The sequence below is a fragment of the Dyadobacter soli genome, assembly GCF_900101885.1.
Classification (GTDB): Bacteria; Bacteroidota; Bacteroidia; order Cytophagales; family Spirosomataceae; genus Dyadobacter; species Dyadobacter soli.
In genome coordinates this window covers 189570-207436 of sequence record NZ_FNAN01000006.1, presented here as the reverse complement: position 1 = coordinate 207436, position 17867 = coordinate 189570, and the positions used below count along the sequence as shown (strand labels likewise).

The window sequence follows — 17867 nt, the reverse complement described above, 5'->3', positions numbered from 1 at the left end:
CATTTTCAAACATTTGAATAAACGATACTTGCCGGCCATAGCGCTGGCAGGTATTTGTTTTTTTCTGACCGTCTCACACGTGTGCGCCCAAAGAATCGAGCTTGGTGCGGGAATCGGAGGTTTCAATTACCGGGGAGACATTTCACCGACTTTTCGCTTTCGTTTTTTCAAACCGGCCGGAAGTCTTTTCTTCCGTTTCAACCCAAATCAGGCATTATCTCTCCGCGCGGAAGTTGCGGGAGGCCTCATCGGTGCCGACGATAGCAAAAGCGATGATCCGTTTCAGAAAGCCAGAAATATGTCGTTCCGAACCACGGTTTTTGAAGGAAATGCCGTAGCAGAGTACAATTTCCTGAATTTCCAGGATCGCCGGTTTGCAGTCAATTGGAGCCCTTATGTATTTGGCGGACTTGGGTTTAACAAATTTAACCCCAATATCCAGACGGGATCTTACAAAACTTCCGGTCTCGTCCTGCCATATGGTGTAGGCATTAAGTACCAGATCCGCCGCCCTTGGAACATCGGCCTGGAATATGGTACCCGCAAAACCTTTACGGACTACCTCGACAACCTGGGCGGTGATCCAACTAGCACCGACAAGCTCCAACAAGGAGATCCTTCTGTAAAAGATACCTATTTTTACGTGCGCCTTTCGGTGAGCTACACCTTCTACAAAATCTTCTGCCCCTGATTTATGAAAAGAATTCTACTGATTGTCTTTGCCTTGATCATTATTGCATTTGCCGGCTTTTGGGGACTTAGAAAATATACCAAATCGTTCAGCCCCGAGGCGGTAGCGGAGACCAGTCAGAACGGAGTTAAACTCAACATATCTTACGGGCAGCCCAGCAAAAAAGGCCGTTTGATTTTCGGCAGGGAGCAAGACAAAGCATTGCTGCCTTACGGAAAAGTGTGGCGCACCGGTGCCAATGAGGCAACGCTCATCGAATTTGAAGAAGATGTGATCATGGGCGGCAAGCCGGTGAAAGCCGGTACCTATTCGCTTTATTCGGTGCCCGGGCAAAGCAGCTGGAAAATTATTCTCAACTCCGAAACCGGGCAATGGGGCACGGACTACAACGACGGCAAAAATGTCATGAGCGTGGAAGTACCGATCCGGATCCGCCCGTCGGTGCAGGAAGTATTCCAGATTTATTTTGAAGAAATCCCCAATGGTGTCAATATGGTCCTTAGCTGGGACCAGACGGAGGCACTCGTTCCCTTTACCCACCCTTAGTTCGATTCGGCTGCGGCCAGTTTTTTTATGTTTGTTGATGCTATTGAAAAAATAGATCAGTTTACCCGTCCGGTTCACTTTATCATTCGGTACTACGCAGGAAGCGACATCGTTCCCGGTACGGCTACATTGTTTTTTGTAAATGAAGACGGTTTCGCAGTTACGTGCCGACATGTTGCGCGGCAGATCCTTTATGCCAACAGCATTTATGAAAATTACCTGAAATTCAAAGGGGAACTGCGCAAATTCGAGAAAGATCCCGGCCTTGCCACGCAACGCAATTTGCTGGAAACCCAATACAAGATCGCGCCCGATAGCCCGATCCGCATACTTTTCAATTTCATTCATTGCGTTTCGGCCTACAAAGGACTCACTGTTCACCTGCACCCTACCCAGGACCTCGCAATCATTCAGTTCCGGCATTACGAATCGAAGCAGTACCAGTCCCACGCGCATTTTCTGAAAGATTCCAGGCTCGTGAAGCAGGGCCGCTACCTGTGCCGGCTCGGCTATCCGTTTCCCGAATTCACCAATTACCGGTTCAACAAGCATACAGGAGATATCGAATGGACCACCGAGGGGAAAATCAAAACCCCCAGTTTCCCGATCGACGGCATCATTACCCGCCATATCGGCGATAACAGCGAAGTAGTAGGCATCGAAATGAGTACCCCGGGTCTACGCGGCCAAAGCGGCGGCCCGCTCTTTGACCAGAACGGCATTATTTACGGAATGCAAAGTTCCACGCGGCACCTGCATTTGGGGTTCGATCAGGTCAACCGCGAGGTAACCATCGACGGGCATCGCAAGCGGGTTTCCAATTATCCGTTCCTGAATGTCGGGCAATGCGTGCATGTGGATGTGATCAAGCAGTTTTTAAAAGAAAAGAATATCCGGTACTACGAAGCGGACCCTGCCTGACGGACCTATTTTCGCTTAAAGCACAAGTATGAGCTCTTCCAGCCTGCGGATATTGTAAGTAGGCTGCTCGTCGAACTGCAATCCGGCCGGATTCATATAGGCAGTATCCATCCCCACCTGCTTCGCCCCCTGAATATCCGCAATCCAGTTGTCGCCGACCATCAGGCTTTCTTCCGCCGTCGTTTGCGCCAGTTCCAATGCAAATTCAAAAATCCGCCGGTCGGGCTTTTTAGCGCTGGCCGATTCGAAAGTCACCACGTTTTCAAAAAAGTGGCCGATTTCCGAACTGGCGATCTTCCGTGCCTGAACCTCATTGAAGCCATTGGTGATAATGTGCATGCCGTAACCTGCCTCGGAAACGTAATTCAGCAAATCGAGTGCGCCTTCGAGCAAATGCTTTTTGGTAGGCAGCGACGTGAGGTACAATTCTCCGATTTCTGTATGCTCGGGCGGACATTCGGCACCTAGTTCTTCGAAAACCATTTTGAAACGGTTCTCACGTATATAGCTATGGTGCAACTGTCCACGGTCGAATGCATCCCATAACGCAGTATTTATTTTAAGGAAACAACACACAAATGCTTCCAGTGAGGGAATGCCGTAGCGGGTAAGCTGATGATGATGAAAAATTTCTTCCAGTGACTCGGACGAATTTCTTTCAAAATCCCAAAGTGTGTGGTCCAGATCGAAGAAGATATGCCTGTATTTCATTCTGGGAAAAATTCAATTTTTATAAGAAAAGTGAAATTACGATACGCGGCTGAGAAATTTTGTCTTCGGGGAACAAAAATCGATCTAACTCGACAAGCACATCGTAGATTATTTATTAAATACCATTATTTATTCTAATATGTCTACGCGCCCCTCACAACGAATGTAACGCATCTTAAACATGCACAACTTGTTAACATCTGTTAACGGGAAATAATTTTTCTGCAAAAAGAAAGTCAAACATTTGCAAATGATTTTCCAAATCTATTTCTTTGATTCGTATAATTCGAAATGCCAAAAAGTCACATCTAATTTTTCACCAAACCGGAAAGGAGAAACAATATCGACGAACTGCTCTACGTTAACTAAATCGAATAGGAAAATGGAGAAAGTCCAAGTTAGCGACAGTGAGTTGGTAACATTGTATATCCGGGGCAATGAGAAGGCTTTCGAAAAGCTTGTTCAGCGCCATAAGTCGAGAATATACACCACTATTTATCTGATTGTCAAGGATCAATATGTAGCCGAAGATTTATTACAGGATACATTTATCAAAGCAGTTGACACGATTAAAGGTGGGAGATATAACGACGAAGGGAAGTTCCTGCCATGGATTATACGTATCGCACACAACCTCGCCATTGATTATTTCAGACGCGATAAACGCTACCCCAATGTAGTGTTCGAAGATGGGAGCAGTGTTTTCAACACGCTGGATTTTTCGGAAGATTCCGTTGAGTCGATCCAGATTCGTCAGGAGACACATGAGCAGCTGCGGGAGATGATCCAGCGGTTGCCCGACGTGCAGAAACAAGTTCTGATCATGCGCCACTATGAGGACATGAGCTTTCAGGAAATTGCGGATGCCACGGGTGTGAGTATTAATACGGCATTGGGGAGAATGCGTTACGCGTTGATAAACCTGCGTAAGCAATTTAACCAACGTGCCCCACAGTATGACAAAAACCTTTACCTACGATGATGTTGTAAGGTATTTATATGCCGAAACAACTGAGAATGAAAATGAACAGATTGTTGAGGCGCTCGCACTTGACGACAACTTGATGAACTTTTATCTCGATTCCCTGGAAATCCAGAATCAGATGAATAAAATCACGCGGACTCCTTCCGAGAATGTGATTTCAGAAGTTTTCAGATATTCGCGACAATTCTCTCCTAGAAAATCTGCTGCACTCCTTTACTAGGGCGGGTCGGCAGGTTTTTTTGTATCCAGCCATCGGTCCGGTGGCTGGAAGTTGTCATTACCTTTAAGATTTGAACCGGCAGCCAGTTCGCTCGTCGCAGGTTCCGTTAGATTTCTGTGTCGGTTACTCAACCCTTCGCAGGACCATGATTGTATTATGTTAAGAAAAGAACGTTATAAGCTGTTCCTGGACTATTTTACCCAAAATTTCCCGGAACCCGAAACCGAACTGCATTATTCCAACCCGTATGAACTGCTGGTAGCCGTAATCTTGTCTGCGCAGTGTACCGACAAGCGCGTGAACATTGTGACACCGAAACTTTTTGAGCGCTTCCCGGACCCCGAGTCACTCGCAGCTTCCAATGCGGAAGAGGTTTTCACCTATATCAGATCCATTTCCTACCCCAACAACAAGGCCAAACACCTGGTAGGCATGGCGAGAATGCTGGTGGAACAGTTTCATTCGGAAGTGCCATCAACAGTAGAAGAATTGCAGAAAATGCCTGGCGTCGGTCGTAAAACGGCGAATGTGATTGCCTCCGTCGTTTTCAGCATGCCTGCAATGGCTGTGGACACCCACGTATTCAGGGTATCGCGCCGACTCGGTCTGGTACCGCTTACCGCCAAGACGCCACTGGCCGTGGAGAAGGAGCTGGTGAGCCACATTCCGAAGCATTTGATCCATAAGGCGCATCACTGGCTTATCCTGCACGGGCGTTACGTGTGTACCGCGCGCAACCCGCAATGCTTCCAATGCCCGCTGTCGCCATTTTGCAAATACTTTGAAAAAAATGTAAAAATCGACGTTTTTCACTCGTGATTACAACCAATCCCGGGCACACAGAGTCTACCCAAAAACTAAAACATTCCCATTAATTACTTAGAAAAGAAATGAAGCGTATTAATCTGGTTTGGTGTATCCTATTGACTGTGGTCGTCAGCTTGTCGTCTTGTATGAAAGATGTGACGAATAGGGATGAGGAGAAGATCGCCGAAAATGAAACAGCTATCCAGGCCGCATTGCAAGCCGACAGCTTAGGCTCGAAGGCAGTGAGAGATTCTGCCGGCTATTATTATATTATCAGAAAGGCAAACCCAGCCGGCTTAAAAGCGCAGATCGGCGACGCGGCGACCATCAAATACACCGGCTATCTGCTGAATGGTACCAAGGTTATATCTTCTACTGAGGACAATAAAACCGAATTTTCTCTACCGGTTTACGGTGGTGTATACTGGCCAGGTATTGAGTTGGGAATTTTCAAATTGAGAACCGGCGAAAAAGCGACATTCTATCTGCCATTCTACCTGGCCTCAGGTGCCGTGGATAGGGTGAATATCCCCGCTTATTCACCTATCCGCCTTGAAGTTGAATTTATCAAAACGCGTACCGAGCCGCAGCAGATCGACGATTTTATCGCTAAAAAAGGTTATACCGTGTCGGAAAGAACACCCGACAACCTCGTAATCGTGAGAACTAATACTGTAACCGGTGACACGATCGGAATAGGAAAATCGGTGAATGTAAAATATGTAGGAAGGCTGCTCGACGACACGAAATTCGATGAAAATACGAGCAGCTTCGTCACTGGTAGCCCAAACACCATTCCTGGATTCGACAGGGCAATCAGAAAATTGAGAAAAGGCGAAAAAGCATTAATCCTGTTCCCGTCCAAATTAGGATATGGCAAAACATGGACCAAAACGATTCTCCCTTATTCTCCGCTTCAATTTGAAATTGAAATCCAATAGTTAACGCGAAATCGCCTTGAAAGACCGCCCATTTCGGCGGTCTTTTTTTGTTCGTGGCACTAGCGTTGTAACTTGTTTAGAATTATACCGCATATATATCTTAAATCAGCCTCATGCATGGCTGTTCCAGAAGGAAGGCATATGCCTTGCTCATACAACGTTCCCGATATATTATTACCGAAATATTTTTGTGAGGCATATATTGATTGAAGATGCATTGGCTTCCAAACCGGCCTGGATTCAATGCCGTAGTTATTCAACTCATTAAGAATAGTATTTACATTCACTCGACTAGCTACTGATCTACTAATTGTCATTGCCGTCAGCCATCTATTGCTAAAAACGCCAATTGGCTCTTTCTGAAAATTTATTTCTCGTAGGGTTTTCAACTGCTGAAAATAAAACTCAAAATTACCCCTGCGCTGCTTCACCCTTTCATCAATCACTTCCAACTGTCCGCGCCCGATTCCCGCGCAAATGTTGCTCATCCGGTAATTATATCCAACCTCGCGGTGCTCATAATGTCGGACAGGCTCGCGGGCCTGCATCGCCAGAAAACGTGCTTTTTCAATGTACTGAGCGTTACCTGATAGCATAGCCCCTCCGCCGGACGTTGTGATGATTTTATTTCCATTGAACGACAGGATACCGATATCACCAAAGGTCCCCACCTTGCGGCCATTGTATTCCGAGCCTAATGCCTCCGCGGCATCCTCAATGAGCGGGATTTCATATTTTTTACACAAATACAAAATCTCGTCAAGCATCGCAGGCATTCCGTACAAATGCAAGACTATTACTGCCTTCGGCCTTTTTCCGAGGTTTATGTAATGCAGGATAGCGTCTTCCAGCGCATTGGGACACATATTCCAGGTAACCGGCTCGCTGTCGATAAAAACGGGCGTCGCGCCCACATACATGATTGGATTCGCCGTAGCAACGAATGTAAGCGACTGGCAAAGTACAATATCACCCGGCCCGATGCCCAGCGATAGCAATGCCAAATGCAATGCGGCCGTACCGGATGACACCGCCAATGCATGCTTGCTGCCGGTATACCGGCACAATTCTTCCTCGAAAGCATCGATATTCGGTCCGGCGGGCGCTACCCAGTTGCTGTCAAATGCTTCCTGAACGTATTTCATCTCACACCCGCTCATGTGCGGGGGCGAGAGATAGATTTTGTATTGCATAGTGTGTTTTGATTAATGAATAATTCTGGCGGGGTTTCCCGCCACTATCGCAAAATCGGGCACATCGCAGGTCACCACCGAGCCCGCTCCTATCACACATTCCCTGCCGATTTTTACACCTGGTAATACCACGCTTCCTGCACCCACGAGCGCGCATTCGCCCACATGCACGCCCCCGCACAGCGTAGCGCCCGGGCCTACGTGTGCGAAGGAATCAATAATGCATTCGTGGTCAACGATAGCCGCGGTATTGATGATTACATGATCGCCAATGCGACATTCGGCTTGTACCACCGCATTATGGACGATAACAATGCCTTCGCCGCCATTCACCGAACGATCGACAATAGCGGTAGGGTGAATGCCTCTGCCAAACGAATGCGTAATACTCTTTGCGACTTTACGACGATCATAATTATTACCAATCGCAATAATCAGCTTTTCGAGTGGCTTAAACATCGGATCATAACCGCGTAACATTGGGTTACCCTGCGCTTTCTCTTGCCAATTATCATCAAATACTCCGCCGACATGCTCCCCACGCGCCGCAAGTATGCTCCGTACCACCTTCGCGTGGCCACCCGCTCCGAAAATCAGCATACTTCATTTCCTTTAAATGGTAATGCTTCCGTTGCCGCGGTTTGGCGGAACGACAATGCGTTGACCATCGTCGCACAAATGATCCGAAGATCGAGCGCTAATGAAAGGTTTTCCACATAATGAAGGTCGTATTCAAACTTTTCTTCCCAGCTCAATGCATTCCGTCCGTTGATCTGCGCGAGTCCCGTCATACCGGGTTTCACTGCATGCCGGGAAAGTTGGTTTACATTATAAAGAGGCAGATATTCGGCGAGTAATGGGCGCGGGCCGACGATGCTCATTTCTCCCACCAGCACATTCCAAAACTGCGGCAACTCGTCGAGCGACGATCTACGCAGAAATTTGCCAAATCCAGCTGCGGGCCGCCCATTACCATGCATTGTCCTGAATTTCAAGATCGCAAACAGCCGCGCATTCAACCCCGGCCTGACTTGCACAAAGAAGGGGTTACCTTTGAAATACACCCACAAAACAGGCGGCAGCACAATAAAAAGCGGCAACGAGGTGAGTAGCCCCGTTGCCGCCAGTAAAATGTCTAAGATTCTTTTTCCTTTTGAACGATACATACGATCATACGTTAAACAGCTCCGGATATTTATCTGGTGCCGCTTCTCGCATGATGTTGTAAACAGTTTCAAAAATGTCGTCCATATTTGGTTTTGAGAAATAATCCCCGTCCGAACCGTAAGGCGGGCGGTGATCTTTCGCTGCAATGGTTACCGGCGCCGAGTCGAGCCAGCGGTAAGCCTGCTGCTTTTCCAAAACCTGCTGCATCATAAAACCCGATGCACTTCCGGGCAAGTCCTCATCGGCGAAAATGACCCGGTTCGTCTTTTTAATGGACTCCACTATCCGGTTGTCCACATCGAACGGCAGCAATGTCTGCACATCGATGATTTCAACTTCAATTCCTGAATGCTGCAATTGAGAAGCGGCCTCCATTACTATACGACACATTGAGCCGTAGGTAACAATTGTGAGGTCATTTCCTTCTCTTAAAATTTCAGGCTGGCCAAGCGGAATGTAATAATCACCCACATTATCGGGCAAAACTTCCTTCTGACGATACGAATTCAGCGGTTCTACGATCAATGCAGGATCATCTCCTTTCATTAATGTATTGTAAAAACCCGCTGCCTGGGTGAAGTTCCGCGGGACAATCACGTGCAGGCCGCGCAAGCTGCTCAGCATGGTGCCCATGGGAGAGCCGGAATGCCAGATACCTTCCAGGCGATGGCCGCGCGTGCGAATGATCAACGGCGCACGCTGGCCGCCGGCAGTCCGATACCGGAGCGACGCAAGGTCGTCGGTAAGCGTCGCCAATGCATAGTAAATGTAATCGAAGTATTGAATCTCAACGATCGGTCGCAGGCCGCGCATGGCCATTCCTATTCCCTGACCGATGATTGTCGTTTCGCGGATGCCTGTGTCGGTAATGCGGATTTCGCCGTATTTCTCCTGCAAGCCCGCAAAGCCCTGGTTGACATCGCCTATGAAGCCAATGTCCTCGCCTAACGCAACAACGCGTTCGTCTTTGGCAAAAAGCGCGTCGAAATAGGTACGTATCACTTCGCGACCGTCCACTGTCGGGCTATTTTCCGAAAATGTGGGGCTTACCGGCTCCACGAGCATGGGCGAATAAGGTGTTTCGCTATACAGATGGGTATTGAAGCGCTCTTTATTCACTTCGAGATTATCCTGCAAAAAACGCTGCAATGCATATTTTTCAGAATTCTCTTCTTTCCCGATAATCCTCAAAACCTTGCGCACGATCGTGATCATATCCCTGCGCACAGGCAGGTAGGTTTTTTGGAGTTCGAGAATTGCATTGTTCACTTCCGCTGCGAAGGAACTTCCTGCCGCTACTGCCTGCAAGCGCTGGATTGTATCGCTAAATTCCGCATCCAGCTCTTTCCGGTACGCCTGCCATGCCGCATTCCGCTCATGCAGGGCCTTTTCCTTGGCTTCGCGTTCAATTTCTTCGAGCTCTTCGTCGGTGGCATAGCCGTTTTTCAGTATCCAGTCGCGGAAACGCACATTGCAATCATGCTCACGCTCCCAGGCGAGGCGTTGTTTCGATTTATAGCGCTCGTGTGAACCTGATGTAGAATGTCCTTGTGGCTGAGTGAGTTCGGTAACGTGTACCAGCACGGGCACATGCTGTTCCCTGCTGATTTTGGCTGCCTTTTGATAAGTCTCAACAAGCGCAGGATAATCCCAGCCATTCACCGTCAATATCTCGATGCCCTCGCCGTCCTCATTGCGCTGCAATCCCGCCAATGCCTTTGAAATGCTACCCTTAGTGGTCTGATATTCAACAGGAACCGATATTCCATAACCATCATCCCATACGGAAACGATCATTGGAATCTGCAATACACCGGCCGCATTCATCGCTTCCCAAAACATTCCCTGAGAAGTAGAAGCATCGCCGATTGTCGAGAAAACCACTTCGTTTCCCTTGCGGGTAAAGGTGGTCATACCATGCAGGTCGGGGTTTTCGCGGTATAATTTAGAGGCATACCCGAGCCCTACCGAGCGGGGGATCTGCCCGGCGGTGGAAGAAATATCGCAAACGGAATTGTACAATTTGGTCTGATCGAGCCAGTCGCCGTTCTCATCTACCCAGCGGGTCGAAAAGTGGCCGTTCATGGAGCGTCCGCCGGTGTTAGGCTCGTGTTCGAGGTCGGCGTGGGCGTACATTTGGGCAAAAAATTGCTGCCAGGTCAAATTCCCGACAGCCGCTTCAATGGTTTGGTCCCGATAATATCCCGAGCGAAAATCACCCGGTTGAAAAACTTTGGAAAGTGCAATCTGTGCTACTTCTTTACCATCTCCAAAAATCCCGAATTTAGATCGGCCGCCCATTGTATCCTTCCTTCCCAGCAAACTTACCTGACGACTTTCGCATGCTAAGCGGTAATCATCGATAATATCCTCCTTACTCAAAACACTGGAACCGGTCAAACTATCATTTTGAAGCATATGCAAAAAATCATGGGTTTTAATCCGTAAGTTAAATTACGTTATTTTGAATGCAAGCCAAAATTATGCAGGAAAATAATAACCCGGGCATCGGAACGCGTACTTTTGGGGCATTGTTAATATTGGTTAATGATTATTATATTTAGCTTTTTAAGCATTAATCTTGTTTAACAGTAAGTTTTTCACCACTTAAAGTATAGTTACAACTATGAAAGTATTCTTTTCAGCGCTGGTATTGATCCTCGGGCTGACCACCGTAAGTTTTGCACAGAAAGGTGTTCTGAAATTCAAAGAAGAAACACACAAATTCGGCAAAGTACCACAAGGCACTCCTGTAACACACGAATTTGTATTCACCAACACAGGTTCAGATCCCGTAATCCTTTCTAACGTAACCGTTTCATGCGGATGTACTACACCCGTATGGTCGAAAGAGCCGGTACTTCCAGGAAAAACCGGTTCGGTTAAAGCTACTTTCAACGCGGCCGCGGCAGGTCCTTTCAACAAGCCTGTGACCGTTTTCAGTAACACGGAAGGTGGTTCTATTACCCTTTACCTGAATGGAGAAGTGGTTCCGAAATCAGCAGCGAAGCCATCTTCGAAATAAGCATATTCCGCAAGCATTGCAGTGGCCGTTCCTTTGGGACGGCCATTTTTGTTTTTACACAAATAGCTGATTAATAGGCAGCTCTGTCGTAGAATGACCGGCGGCGGGTTACTTTCAGGTCTTGCAGGATCGCCGACTTCACTTTCAATGTGAAGCTGTAATTGCTCGCCCGGGCCGCGCTGCCTGCAAATGGTGTCCAGTTGAAACTCATGTCCCAGCAATGCAGGTCCCGCATGAGGCCTATCTGGGTGATCGTCGGCTGGAATGCCACGAAGTCGAAACCGGTACTGACGGTCACTTTCAGGTTTTTGGACAAACTGAGGTCCCCCGTAGCCTGCACGGCCTGGATAATCTGAGCCTTTGATAACCCCGGTTTCGTGAGCCCGAAGTTGTAGTTCAGGGACACATTCCACGGGATATTGAAGTCCACATACAGATCGGGGTTTTGAGCGATATACTCCTTTGCCTCCTCTTTGGCCGCGGCATTGGGGTCGTTAGGATCGGTAGTCGGTTGTTTATTGGGGGTATTGGTGTTGGAAGAGCTGTTTTTGGGGGAAAAATTGGTACCTAATGTAAAGCCTAAACTCTGCAAATTGGCAAGGCCTTGCCCAGAAGTGATCGCATACTTGTTCACTTTCGTCCCCATCTGGTTTCCAACAATATTAGGGTTCGCCACGTAGGTGTACGGGTCGAGGTTCATGTTGAAGTTCAGGTTCAGGTTACGACCGATCCGCGCGTTGGCATTGACGGTAATGTTCGACAAATTCAATGAGTCGGCGAGGAGGTTGTAGCTACCGCCCAAACTCAGGTTATCCAGCAGCGATACCTTCTCGAACTGCTGCGCGGCGGTATCGCTCTTGGTTTTGAGTTTCATTTCAAACGAGTTGTTCAAACTGAATGAAATGACACTCGACGCACGCCCGTTTGCTATGCCCGAGCCCACGCCCCTGAACCTGGAAAGCGAAAGGTCGCGGACATTACCCTTACGATCTTCTACCTGGATCCTTTCGTAAAAGCCAAAAGATTCCCCGGTAAAATCAGGTGTATAAGTGAATGACACCGAAGGAATTACCGTATGACGAATCGCTTCCAGGCGCTTTCCGCCGAAGAAGAACGTCCCGTAGAAACGCGTGTTCATACCGGCCCCAAAGTTGTAGGAATACTCGGTTCCTACTTTTCTCAATGTATCGATCCGGATCGAATCGCGGCCTGTTTTGGTGTACTTATATTGTTTGGTAAATACCTCTCCCGACAACGACATGCTCGGTGTAATGTTCACAAAACGCAGCACCTTAAAGTTAGGCAATGAAATAGGGAGACTGTACCGGCCTGTGAACTGCGCGTCTTTGAGCATGTCGGGCAGGTTGTTCAGGTTAAATGCCACCACTTTCGTCTTGTTGAGGCGCGAGGTATCGATTTTGGCGTCGGTTACCACGAAGCCCAGGCTGTTGTAAGAAGTATCGATGGCCGTCAATGCATTGGCTAATGCGTAATTACCATTGAAGTCCAGCCCGAGACGGAAGCTTTCATACCAGCGCCCGCGGCCACCCTTCAATGCGAATGGTGCGATCTGGTTGACGCCGAAACTGAAATCGGTCGAGACGTTGGTCTTTCCGCCGGTGCGCTTCCCATTTTGGTTAGGGTCGATCTGACCGAAGTTCTGGTTCACGCGTAACGACCCGGCTGCTCGCATGTACTGCCCGAATGTACGGTTGTATTGTACCGAGGAGCTCGCTACGTTGGAGGTATATTTATTTATATTGATTTCCTGCTGCTGGTTATAAGTATTGCTACTCACATTTACATTCGCAGAAAACTGTGAGTTGCCGCGCGGTTTAGGAGCGTGCGACCACACGATGCTGAAATCGTTGGTGATCCCGGAACCAATGCGCCTCTGGATCTCATCACTCGACTTATTCCTGTTAAAAGCCAGCGAAAAGTTACCCGAATACTGATAGCGCTTGATATAGCTCGAAGTAAGCCTGAGTCCCCAGCTGGTATTGGAATAAATCTGCCCCGTAATAATCGCATTCACATACTCGCTGATCGCGAAATAGTAACCGCCGTCGCGGAGGTAAAAACCGCGTCCGTTCGGCTCTTCGCCATATGTCGGGAAGATTACCCCGCTTGTTCCATTCTCTTTCTTTTTGGGAAAAGGGAAAAAACCGAATGGTAACCCAATGGGCAGCGGCACATCACTGATCACCAGGTTGAATGGCCCCGAAATGACCTGCTTCTTGTTCACCATCTTGATTTTCGGCGCATTGATGAAGTAATGCGGGTGCGTGAGGTTACAGGTCGTGTAAATAGAATGCCTGATGTAAAAATTGCCCTCCGTGTCCTTTTTCACCTTTTCTCCCCGGATATTACCGTCCCCTTCCTGGGTGACGATCCCCTGGATCAGTGCTTTCTTGGACTTGAAATTATACCTTATCTCTTTGGTATTATACGTTTCGGGCCCATCCTGAAAAATCGGTTCCCCGGCCATTTTTTTGGCCGTTGAATCATAGGTGCCAATCGCGTAAACCTCGTTGGTAACCCAGTTAAGCCGAATGTAGCTGGCTTTGAGATTGATCGTTCCGTAGTTCACTTCCGCATTGCCGTACAAATGCACCTGCTTCAAAACAGCGTCCATGATCGTGGAATCCTCTGCGGTATATTCTACGGCATTTTCGAGATCGTCCGGATTTTTAAGGGAGTCGGCGGCAGTAGAATCAGCAGCTAACACATTGCCTGTGAGCGTACTATCCGCATTCACACCACCTCTTGGAACGGACGCGCCGGATTTGCCGGTTCCGGAAGTATCCGCACCTGCTTGTTTTTGCACTGTAAGAAGGGAATCCGCTGATTGCTTTGCAGAAGTCGAACTTTTAAGCTTACCCTGATTTTTCCCGGAACCCTTGGAGCGTTGCTGCACACATGCCACAGTGCTGAACAGGAGAAACGCCGCAACTACCGACGATATAATAATCGCCTTTCTTTTCAGTTCTAACAATTAGCGTATTTTTGCATAACGAATTTCAAAATTAGCAGAGAAACCCCTTTCGCGTAAGGCCCCAACTAAAAAATAATGTTAAAACTTCTTAAATTAGTAATTGTAGCAAGTTTTCTGCTGGCGAGTGTTGCCTTTGTTTTTCAGCAGGAACCGGTTACTGCGAAGTCGGGAAGCAAGGTCAACACAGTAGTAATCGACGCCGGCCACGGCGGCAAAGACCCCGGCACCAGGGGCAAATATACCAAGGAAAAGGACGTAGCGCTGGCAGTAGCATTGGAGCTGGGCAAGAAAATCAAAGAAGAAACGCCCGATGTAAAAGTGCTTTTCACACGCTCAACCGATGTTTTCATCGAACTCGGTGAACGTTCCGCATTCGCCAACCGCAACAATGCCGACCTTTTCATTTCCATCCACTGCAATGCCACACCGCGTTCCAGAACTGTGAGAGGTACTGAAACTTTCGTGATGGGTTTGCACAAAACCGAGGGTAACCTGGAAGTGGCGAAACGCGAGAACTCGGTAATCTTGCAGGAAACGAACTACAAACAGAAATACAAAGGCTTCGATCCCGACTCGCCGCTTGCGCACATTATGCTCGCGAACTACCAAAGCGCATTCATTTCCAGCAGTTTAAAACTGGCCGACCTGATCGAAAAGAAATTCCAGTCGGTCTCCGAGCGCGACAGCCGCGGTGTAAAACAGGCCGGGTTCCTCGTGCTATGGCGGTGCGCAATGCCTAGTGTACTGATCGAAACCGGCTTTTTGTCGTCACCCGACGAAGAAGAATACCTGAGCTCCGATGCCGGACAAGAAGAGGTGGCCAAATGCATTCATTCCGCATTTATGGCGTACAAAAAAGATATGGACCGGTAGCTCAACGGTCACATATTGCTTTGATTTGTCAAAACAATTTTTGATACTTTGGTGTTAATACCGCTTAGCCTGCCGCTGTTATATGCAGGACAAACCAATAGTCCATGAAAATATCAAGAGAAGCAAAAGTCGGAGCTATGGCACTTTTCGCCATTATTATGCTGTATTTCGGCTTTCATATCCTCAAAGGCTCCGACGTTTTTTCCAGAACATATAAATACCACATCGTTTACGACAATATCGATGGGCTGACGGCCTCCAATCCCGTTCTGCTGAATGGTTTGAATGTCGGTCGCGTGCAGGAAATCACATTACTTCAAAAACGCGGGAACCAGCTGCTGGTAACTATCGATGTACAAAAGGGCATTGCGGTTCCGCAGGGAACAGGTGCGGTACTCGCAGATGGCGGCCTGCTGGGCGGCAAGGTGATCCACTTGGCCATGGGTACCGGCGCTCCGATGAAAGACGGCGACACGCTCGTGGCCCGGAAAGAATCGGGTATTTCGGCTGTTTTGCAGGAAAAAGCATTACCCCTCGTTTCGCACGCCGATTCCCTCATTAAAAACCTCGACCTCGTGGTAGGCGGTTTTCAGGAAACAGGTTTGATTCTGAACCAGGTTTTGAAAAATTATAATCAGACGGGTACCAGCCTCCAAGGACTGCTGACTGAGAACCGGGCTAACCTGCTTTCGATGACTTCGAACCTGAACAAGCTCACAACCTCGCTCGTCGAAACCGAAAAGGAACTGAAACCATTGCTCGCCAAAACCGGCACGCTGGCCGACTCGCTGAATGCATTGCGCCTCGGCGAAACCGTTACCAGCGCGCGAAAGACCATTGAAGAACTGCATACCTTGCTGGCGAGCGTTGAATCAGGCAAAGGAACCGCTGGAAAACTTGTGAAGGACGAGACATTATACAATAACCTCAACCGCACGATGATCAGCATGAACAAGCTGCTCACCAACTTCCGCGAGCATCCGAAGCGGTATATCAATGTTTCGGTTTTTGGTAAAAAAGACAAAGGCCCGGCCGAATCACCGCTGGACACGGCCACTACCATCAAATAGGAGCCGCTATTTTAAATAAATACGAAAGTCGTTTGCTTACCGGTGAACGACTTTTTACATTTGAAATAAGCCCATTTCAATCACTTCACACCATTCTTCATCATCATGACCACCCAGGAAAGCCTACCACACCTTATCGAAATCCTCAACCAGAAATACGAGCAGGTAAAGCTCGGCGGCGGCAAGAAAAAAATCGAAGCCCAGCACCAGAAAGGCAAACTCACAGCCAGGGAGCGCATCGATTACCTGATCGACACGAGCTCCGAATTTCTGGAAATAGGCGCATTTGTGGGCGATGGCATGTATGAAGAAGAAGGCGGTTGCCCGTCAGGCGGCGTGGTGGTAGGTATTGGTTATGTTTCTGGAAAACAATGTATGATCGTCGCCAACGACGCCACAGTGAAAGCTGGTGCCTGGTTCCCGATTGCAGCGAAGAAAAACCTTCGTGCGCAGGAGATCGCGATGGAAAACCGGCTGCCGGTTATTTACCTCGTGGACAGCGCGGGGGTATTTTTACCGATGCAGGCAGAAGTGTTCGCCGATAAGGAACATTTCGGGCGCATTTTCCGAAACAATGCACAAATGTCGGCCATGGGCATCGTTCAGATTTCGGCTATTATGGGCGCTTGTGTGGCCGGCGGCGCATATTTGCCGATTATGTCTGACGAGGCATTCATTGTCGAAGGCACAGGCTCGGTGTTCCTGGCGGGGCCTTACCTGGTCAAATCGTCCATCGGTGAGGATATCGACGCGGAATCGCTGGGCGGCGCGGCCATGCATTGCGAGATTTCCGGTGTTACCGACAACAAATTCCCCGACGATAAATCCTGCCTGGATGCGATCAAAAGGCATATCGATAAAATCGGCAAGCCATTATCCGCCGGCTACGACCGCAAAACTTCAAAATCGCCGGCACGCCAGCCGGAGGAAATCTACAACCTCCTCCCCACCGACCGCCTCAAACCTTACGATGTGCTCCCCATTCTGGAATGCATTGTGGATAACTCCGAGCTCGACGAATACAAACCCGATTACGGCAAAACCCTTATTTGCGCGTACGCCCGAGTGGATGGCTGGGCCGTAGGCATCGTGGCGAACCAGCGTAAAATGGTACGCTCCGGCAAAGGCGAAATGCAAATGGGCGGCGTGATCTACGGCGAAGCCGCCGATAAAGCAGCCCGGTTTATCATGAATTGCAATCAAAAGAAAATCCCACTCGTATTCTTCCACGACGTCACCGGCTTTATGGTAGGCAGCCGCGCCGAGCAGGGCGGTATTATCAAAGACGGTGCGAAAATGGTGAATGCTGTTGCCAATTCGGTGGTACCGAAGTTTACATTCATCATCGGCAACTCCTATGGTGCCGGAAACTACGCCATGTGCGGTAAGGCCTATGATCCGAGATTAATTTTCGCCTGGCCAACAGCCCAAATGGCGGTAATGAGCGGCGCCACGGCAGCTCGGACTCTGCTCCAAGTGCAAACCGCCACATTGAAAGCCAAGGGCGAAACGATCACACCGGAAGCGGAGAAGGAACTTTTGAAACAAATCACAGACCGCTACAACAACGAATTATCTCCCTACTACGCCGCGTCGCGACTTTGGGTGGACGGCATTATCGACCCGGTGGAGACGCGGCGCATTATTTCGGAAGGCATTACCGCCGCCGACCAGGCACCCATTGAGAAGCCATTCAATGTAGGTGTCATTCAAGTCTGATTT

General features: G+C 48.6%; 16 protein-coding genes. 10 read left to right on the top strand and 6 right to left on the bottom strand.

The genetic code is table 11. The annotated features are described in order from the left end of the window. Window positions 1-13: 13 nt before the first annotated feature. From porG to BLQ88_RS11230, 3 genes are read left to right on the top strand one after another with little or no spacing between them, the layout of a single operon-like run. Complete coding sequence (gene porG, locus BLQ88_RS11240) at window positions 14-691, top strand: type IX secretion system protein PorG (protein ID WP_229212665.1); 678 nt, start codon at window positions 14-16, stop codon at window positions 689-691. Window positions 692-694: 3 nt separating this feature from the next. Next, on the top strand, window positions 695-1237 hold the full coding sequence (locus BLQ88_RS11235) for a DUF2911 domain-containing protein (RefSeq protein WP_090149354.1): 543 nt from the start codon (window positions 695-697) through the stop codon (window positions 1235-1237). Window positions 1238-1264: 27 nt separating this feature from the next. Further along, window positions 1265-2158: a S1 family peptidase gene (locus BLQ88_RS11230; RefSeq protein WP_090149352.1), complete on the top strand. Its 894-nt coding sequence runs from the start codon at window positions 1265-1267 to the stop codon at window positions 2156-2158. 15 nt (window positions 2159-2173) lie between these two features. On the opposite strand, the gene BLQ88_RS11225 is transcribed toward BLQ88_RS11230, so the two are convergent. Then, window positions 2174-2869: a YjjG family noncanonical pyrimidine nucleotidase gene (locus BLQ88_RS11225; protein WP_090149350.1), complete on the bottom strand. Its 696-nt coding sequence runs from the start codon at window positions 2867-2869 to the stop codon at window positions 2174-2176. 382 nt (window positions 2870-3251) lie between these two features. Here BLQ88_RS11225 and BLQ88_RS11220 point away from each other — a divergent pair, with 382 nt between their 5' ends. The 3 genes from BLQ88_RS11220 to BLQ88_RS11205 all read left to right on the top strand — a co-directional run bounded on the left by BLQ88_RS11220 (window position 3252) and on the right by BLQ88_RS11205 (window position 5822). Beyond that, window positions 3252-3851, top strand: coding sequence for an RNA polymerase sigma factor (locus BLQ88_RS11220; protein ID WP_015813074.1), 600 nt, complete (start codon window positions 3252-3254; stop codon window positions 3849-3851). A 379-nt stretch (window positions 3852-4230) separates the two neighbouring features. Then, the gene (gene nth / locus BLQ88_RS11210) at window positions 4231-4893 is read left to right on the top strand and encodes an endonuclease III (RefSeq protein WP_090149344.1); all 663 of its coding nucleotides are present in this window, start codon (window positions 4231-4233) and stop codon (window positions 4891-4893) included. Between the two features lie 71 nt (window positions 4894-4964). Then, a complete protein-coding gene (locus BLQ88_RS11205) occupies window positions 4965-5822 on the top strand; it encodes an FKBP-type peptidyl-prolyl cis-trans isomerase (RefSeq protein WP_090149343.1) in 858 nt (285 codons plus the stop codon). A 59-nt stretch (window positions 5823-5881) separates the two neighbouring features. Here BLQ88_RS11205 and BLQ88_RS11200 read toward each other — a convergent pair whose 3' ends face one another. The 4 genes from BLQ88_RS11200 to BLQ88_RS11185 are packed head-to-tail and all read right to left on the bottom strand — an operon-like array spanning window position 5882 to window position 10600. Beyond that, window positions 5882-7015, bottom strand: a complete 1134-nt coding sequence (locus BLQ88_RS11200) for an aminotransferase class I/II-fold pyridoxal phosphate-dependent enzyme (protein ID WP_090149340.1) — start codon at window positions 7013-7015, stop codon at window positions 5882-5884. 12 nt (window positions 7016-7027) lie between these two features. Next, the gene (locus tag BLQ88_RS11195) at window positions 7028-7615 is read right to left on the bottom strand and encodes an acetyltransferase (protein ID WP_090149337.1); all 588 of its coding nucleotides are present in this window, start codon (window positions 7613-7615) and stop codon (window positions 7028-7030) included. Further along, window positions 7609-8181, bottom strand: a complete 573-nt coding sequence (locus BLQ88_RS11190; protein WP_090149334.1) for a sugar transferase — start codon at window positions 8179-8181, stop codon at window positions 7609-7611. The genes BLQ88_RS11195 and BLQ88_RS11190 overlap by 7 nt, the downstream gene beginning before the upstream one ends. Window positions 8182-8185: 4 nt before the next feature. Then, the gene (locus BLQ88_RS11185) at window positions 8186-10600 is read right to left on the bottom strand and encodes an alpha-ketoacid dehydrogenase subunit alpha/beta (RefSeq protein ID WP_090149331.1); all 2415 of its coding nucleotides are present in this window, start codon (window positions 10598-10600) and stop codon (window positions 8186-8188) included. Window positions 10601-10808: 208 nt separating this feature from the next. On the opposite strand from BLQ88_RS11185, the gene BLQ88_RS11180 reads away from it, so the two are divergent. Continuing rightward, entirely contained in the window at window positions 10809-11207 is a 399-nt protein-coding gene (locus BLQ88_RS11180; protein ID WP_090149328.1) for a DUF1573 domain-containing protein, read from the top strand. Between the two features lie 70 nt (window positions 11208-11277). Here the strand turns inward: BLQ88_RS11180 and BLQ88_RS11175 are convergent, their stop codons facing one another. Further along, window positions 11278-14034: a putative LPS assembly protein LptD gene (locus BLQ88_RS11175; protein WP_229212664.1), complete on the bottom strand. Its 2757-nt coding sequence runs from the start codon at window positions 14032-14034 to the stop codon at window positions 11278-11280. 243 nt (window positions 14035-14277) lie between these two features. On the opposite strand from BLQ88_RS11175, the gene BLQ88_RS11170 reads away from it, so the two are divergent. The 3 genes from BLQ88_RS11170 (at window position 14278) to BLQ88_RS11160 (ending at window position 17864) form a co-directional block, all read left to right on the top strand. Continuing rightward, on the top strand, window positions 14278-15075 hold the full coding sequence (locus BLQ88_RS11170) for an N-acetylmuramoyl-L-alanine amidase family protein (RefSeq protein ID WP_090149325.1): 798 nt from the start codon (window positions 14278-14280) through the stop codon (window positions 15073-15075). Window positions 15076-15179: 104 nt separating this feature from the next. Beyond that, window positions 15180-16145 carry an MlaD family protein gene (locus BLQ88_RS11165; protein ID WP_090149323.1) on the top strand — a complete coding sequence of 322 codons (966 nt, stop codon included), beginning with the start codon at window positions 15180-15182 and terminating at the stop codon, window positions 16143-16145. 105 nt (window positions 16146-16250) lie between these two features. Then, window positions 16251-17864, top strand: a complete 1614-nt coding sequence (locus tag BLQ88_RS11160; RefSeq protein WP_090149321.1) for an acyl-CoA carboxylase subunit beta — start codon at window positions 16251-16253, stop codon at window positions 17862-17864. Window positions 17865-17867 lie beyond the last annotated feature (3 nt).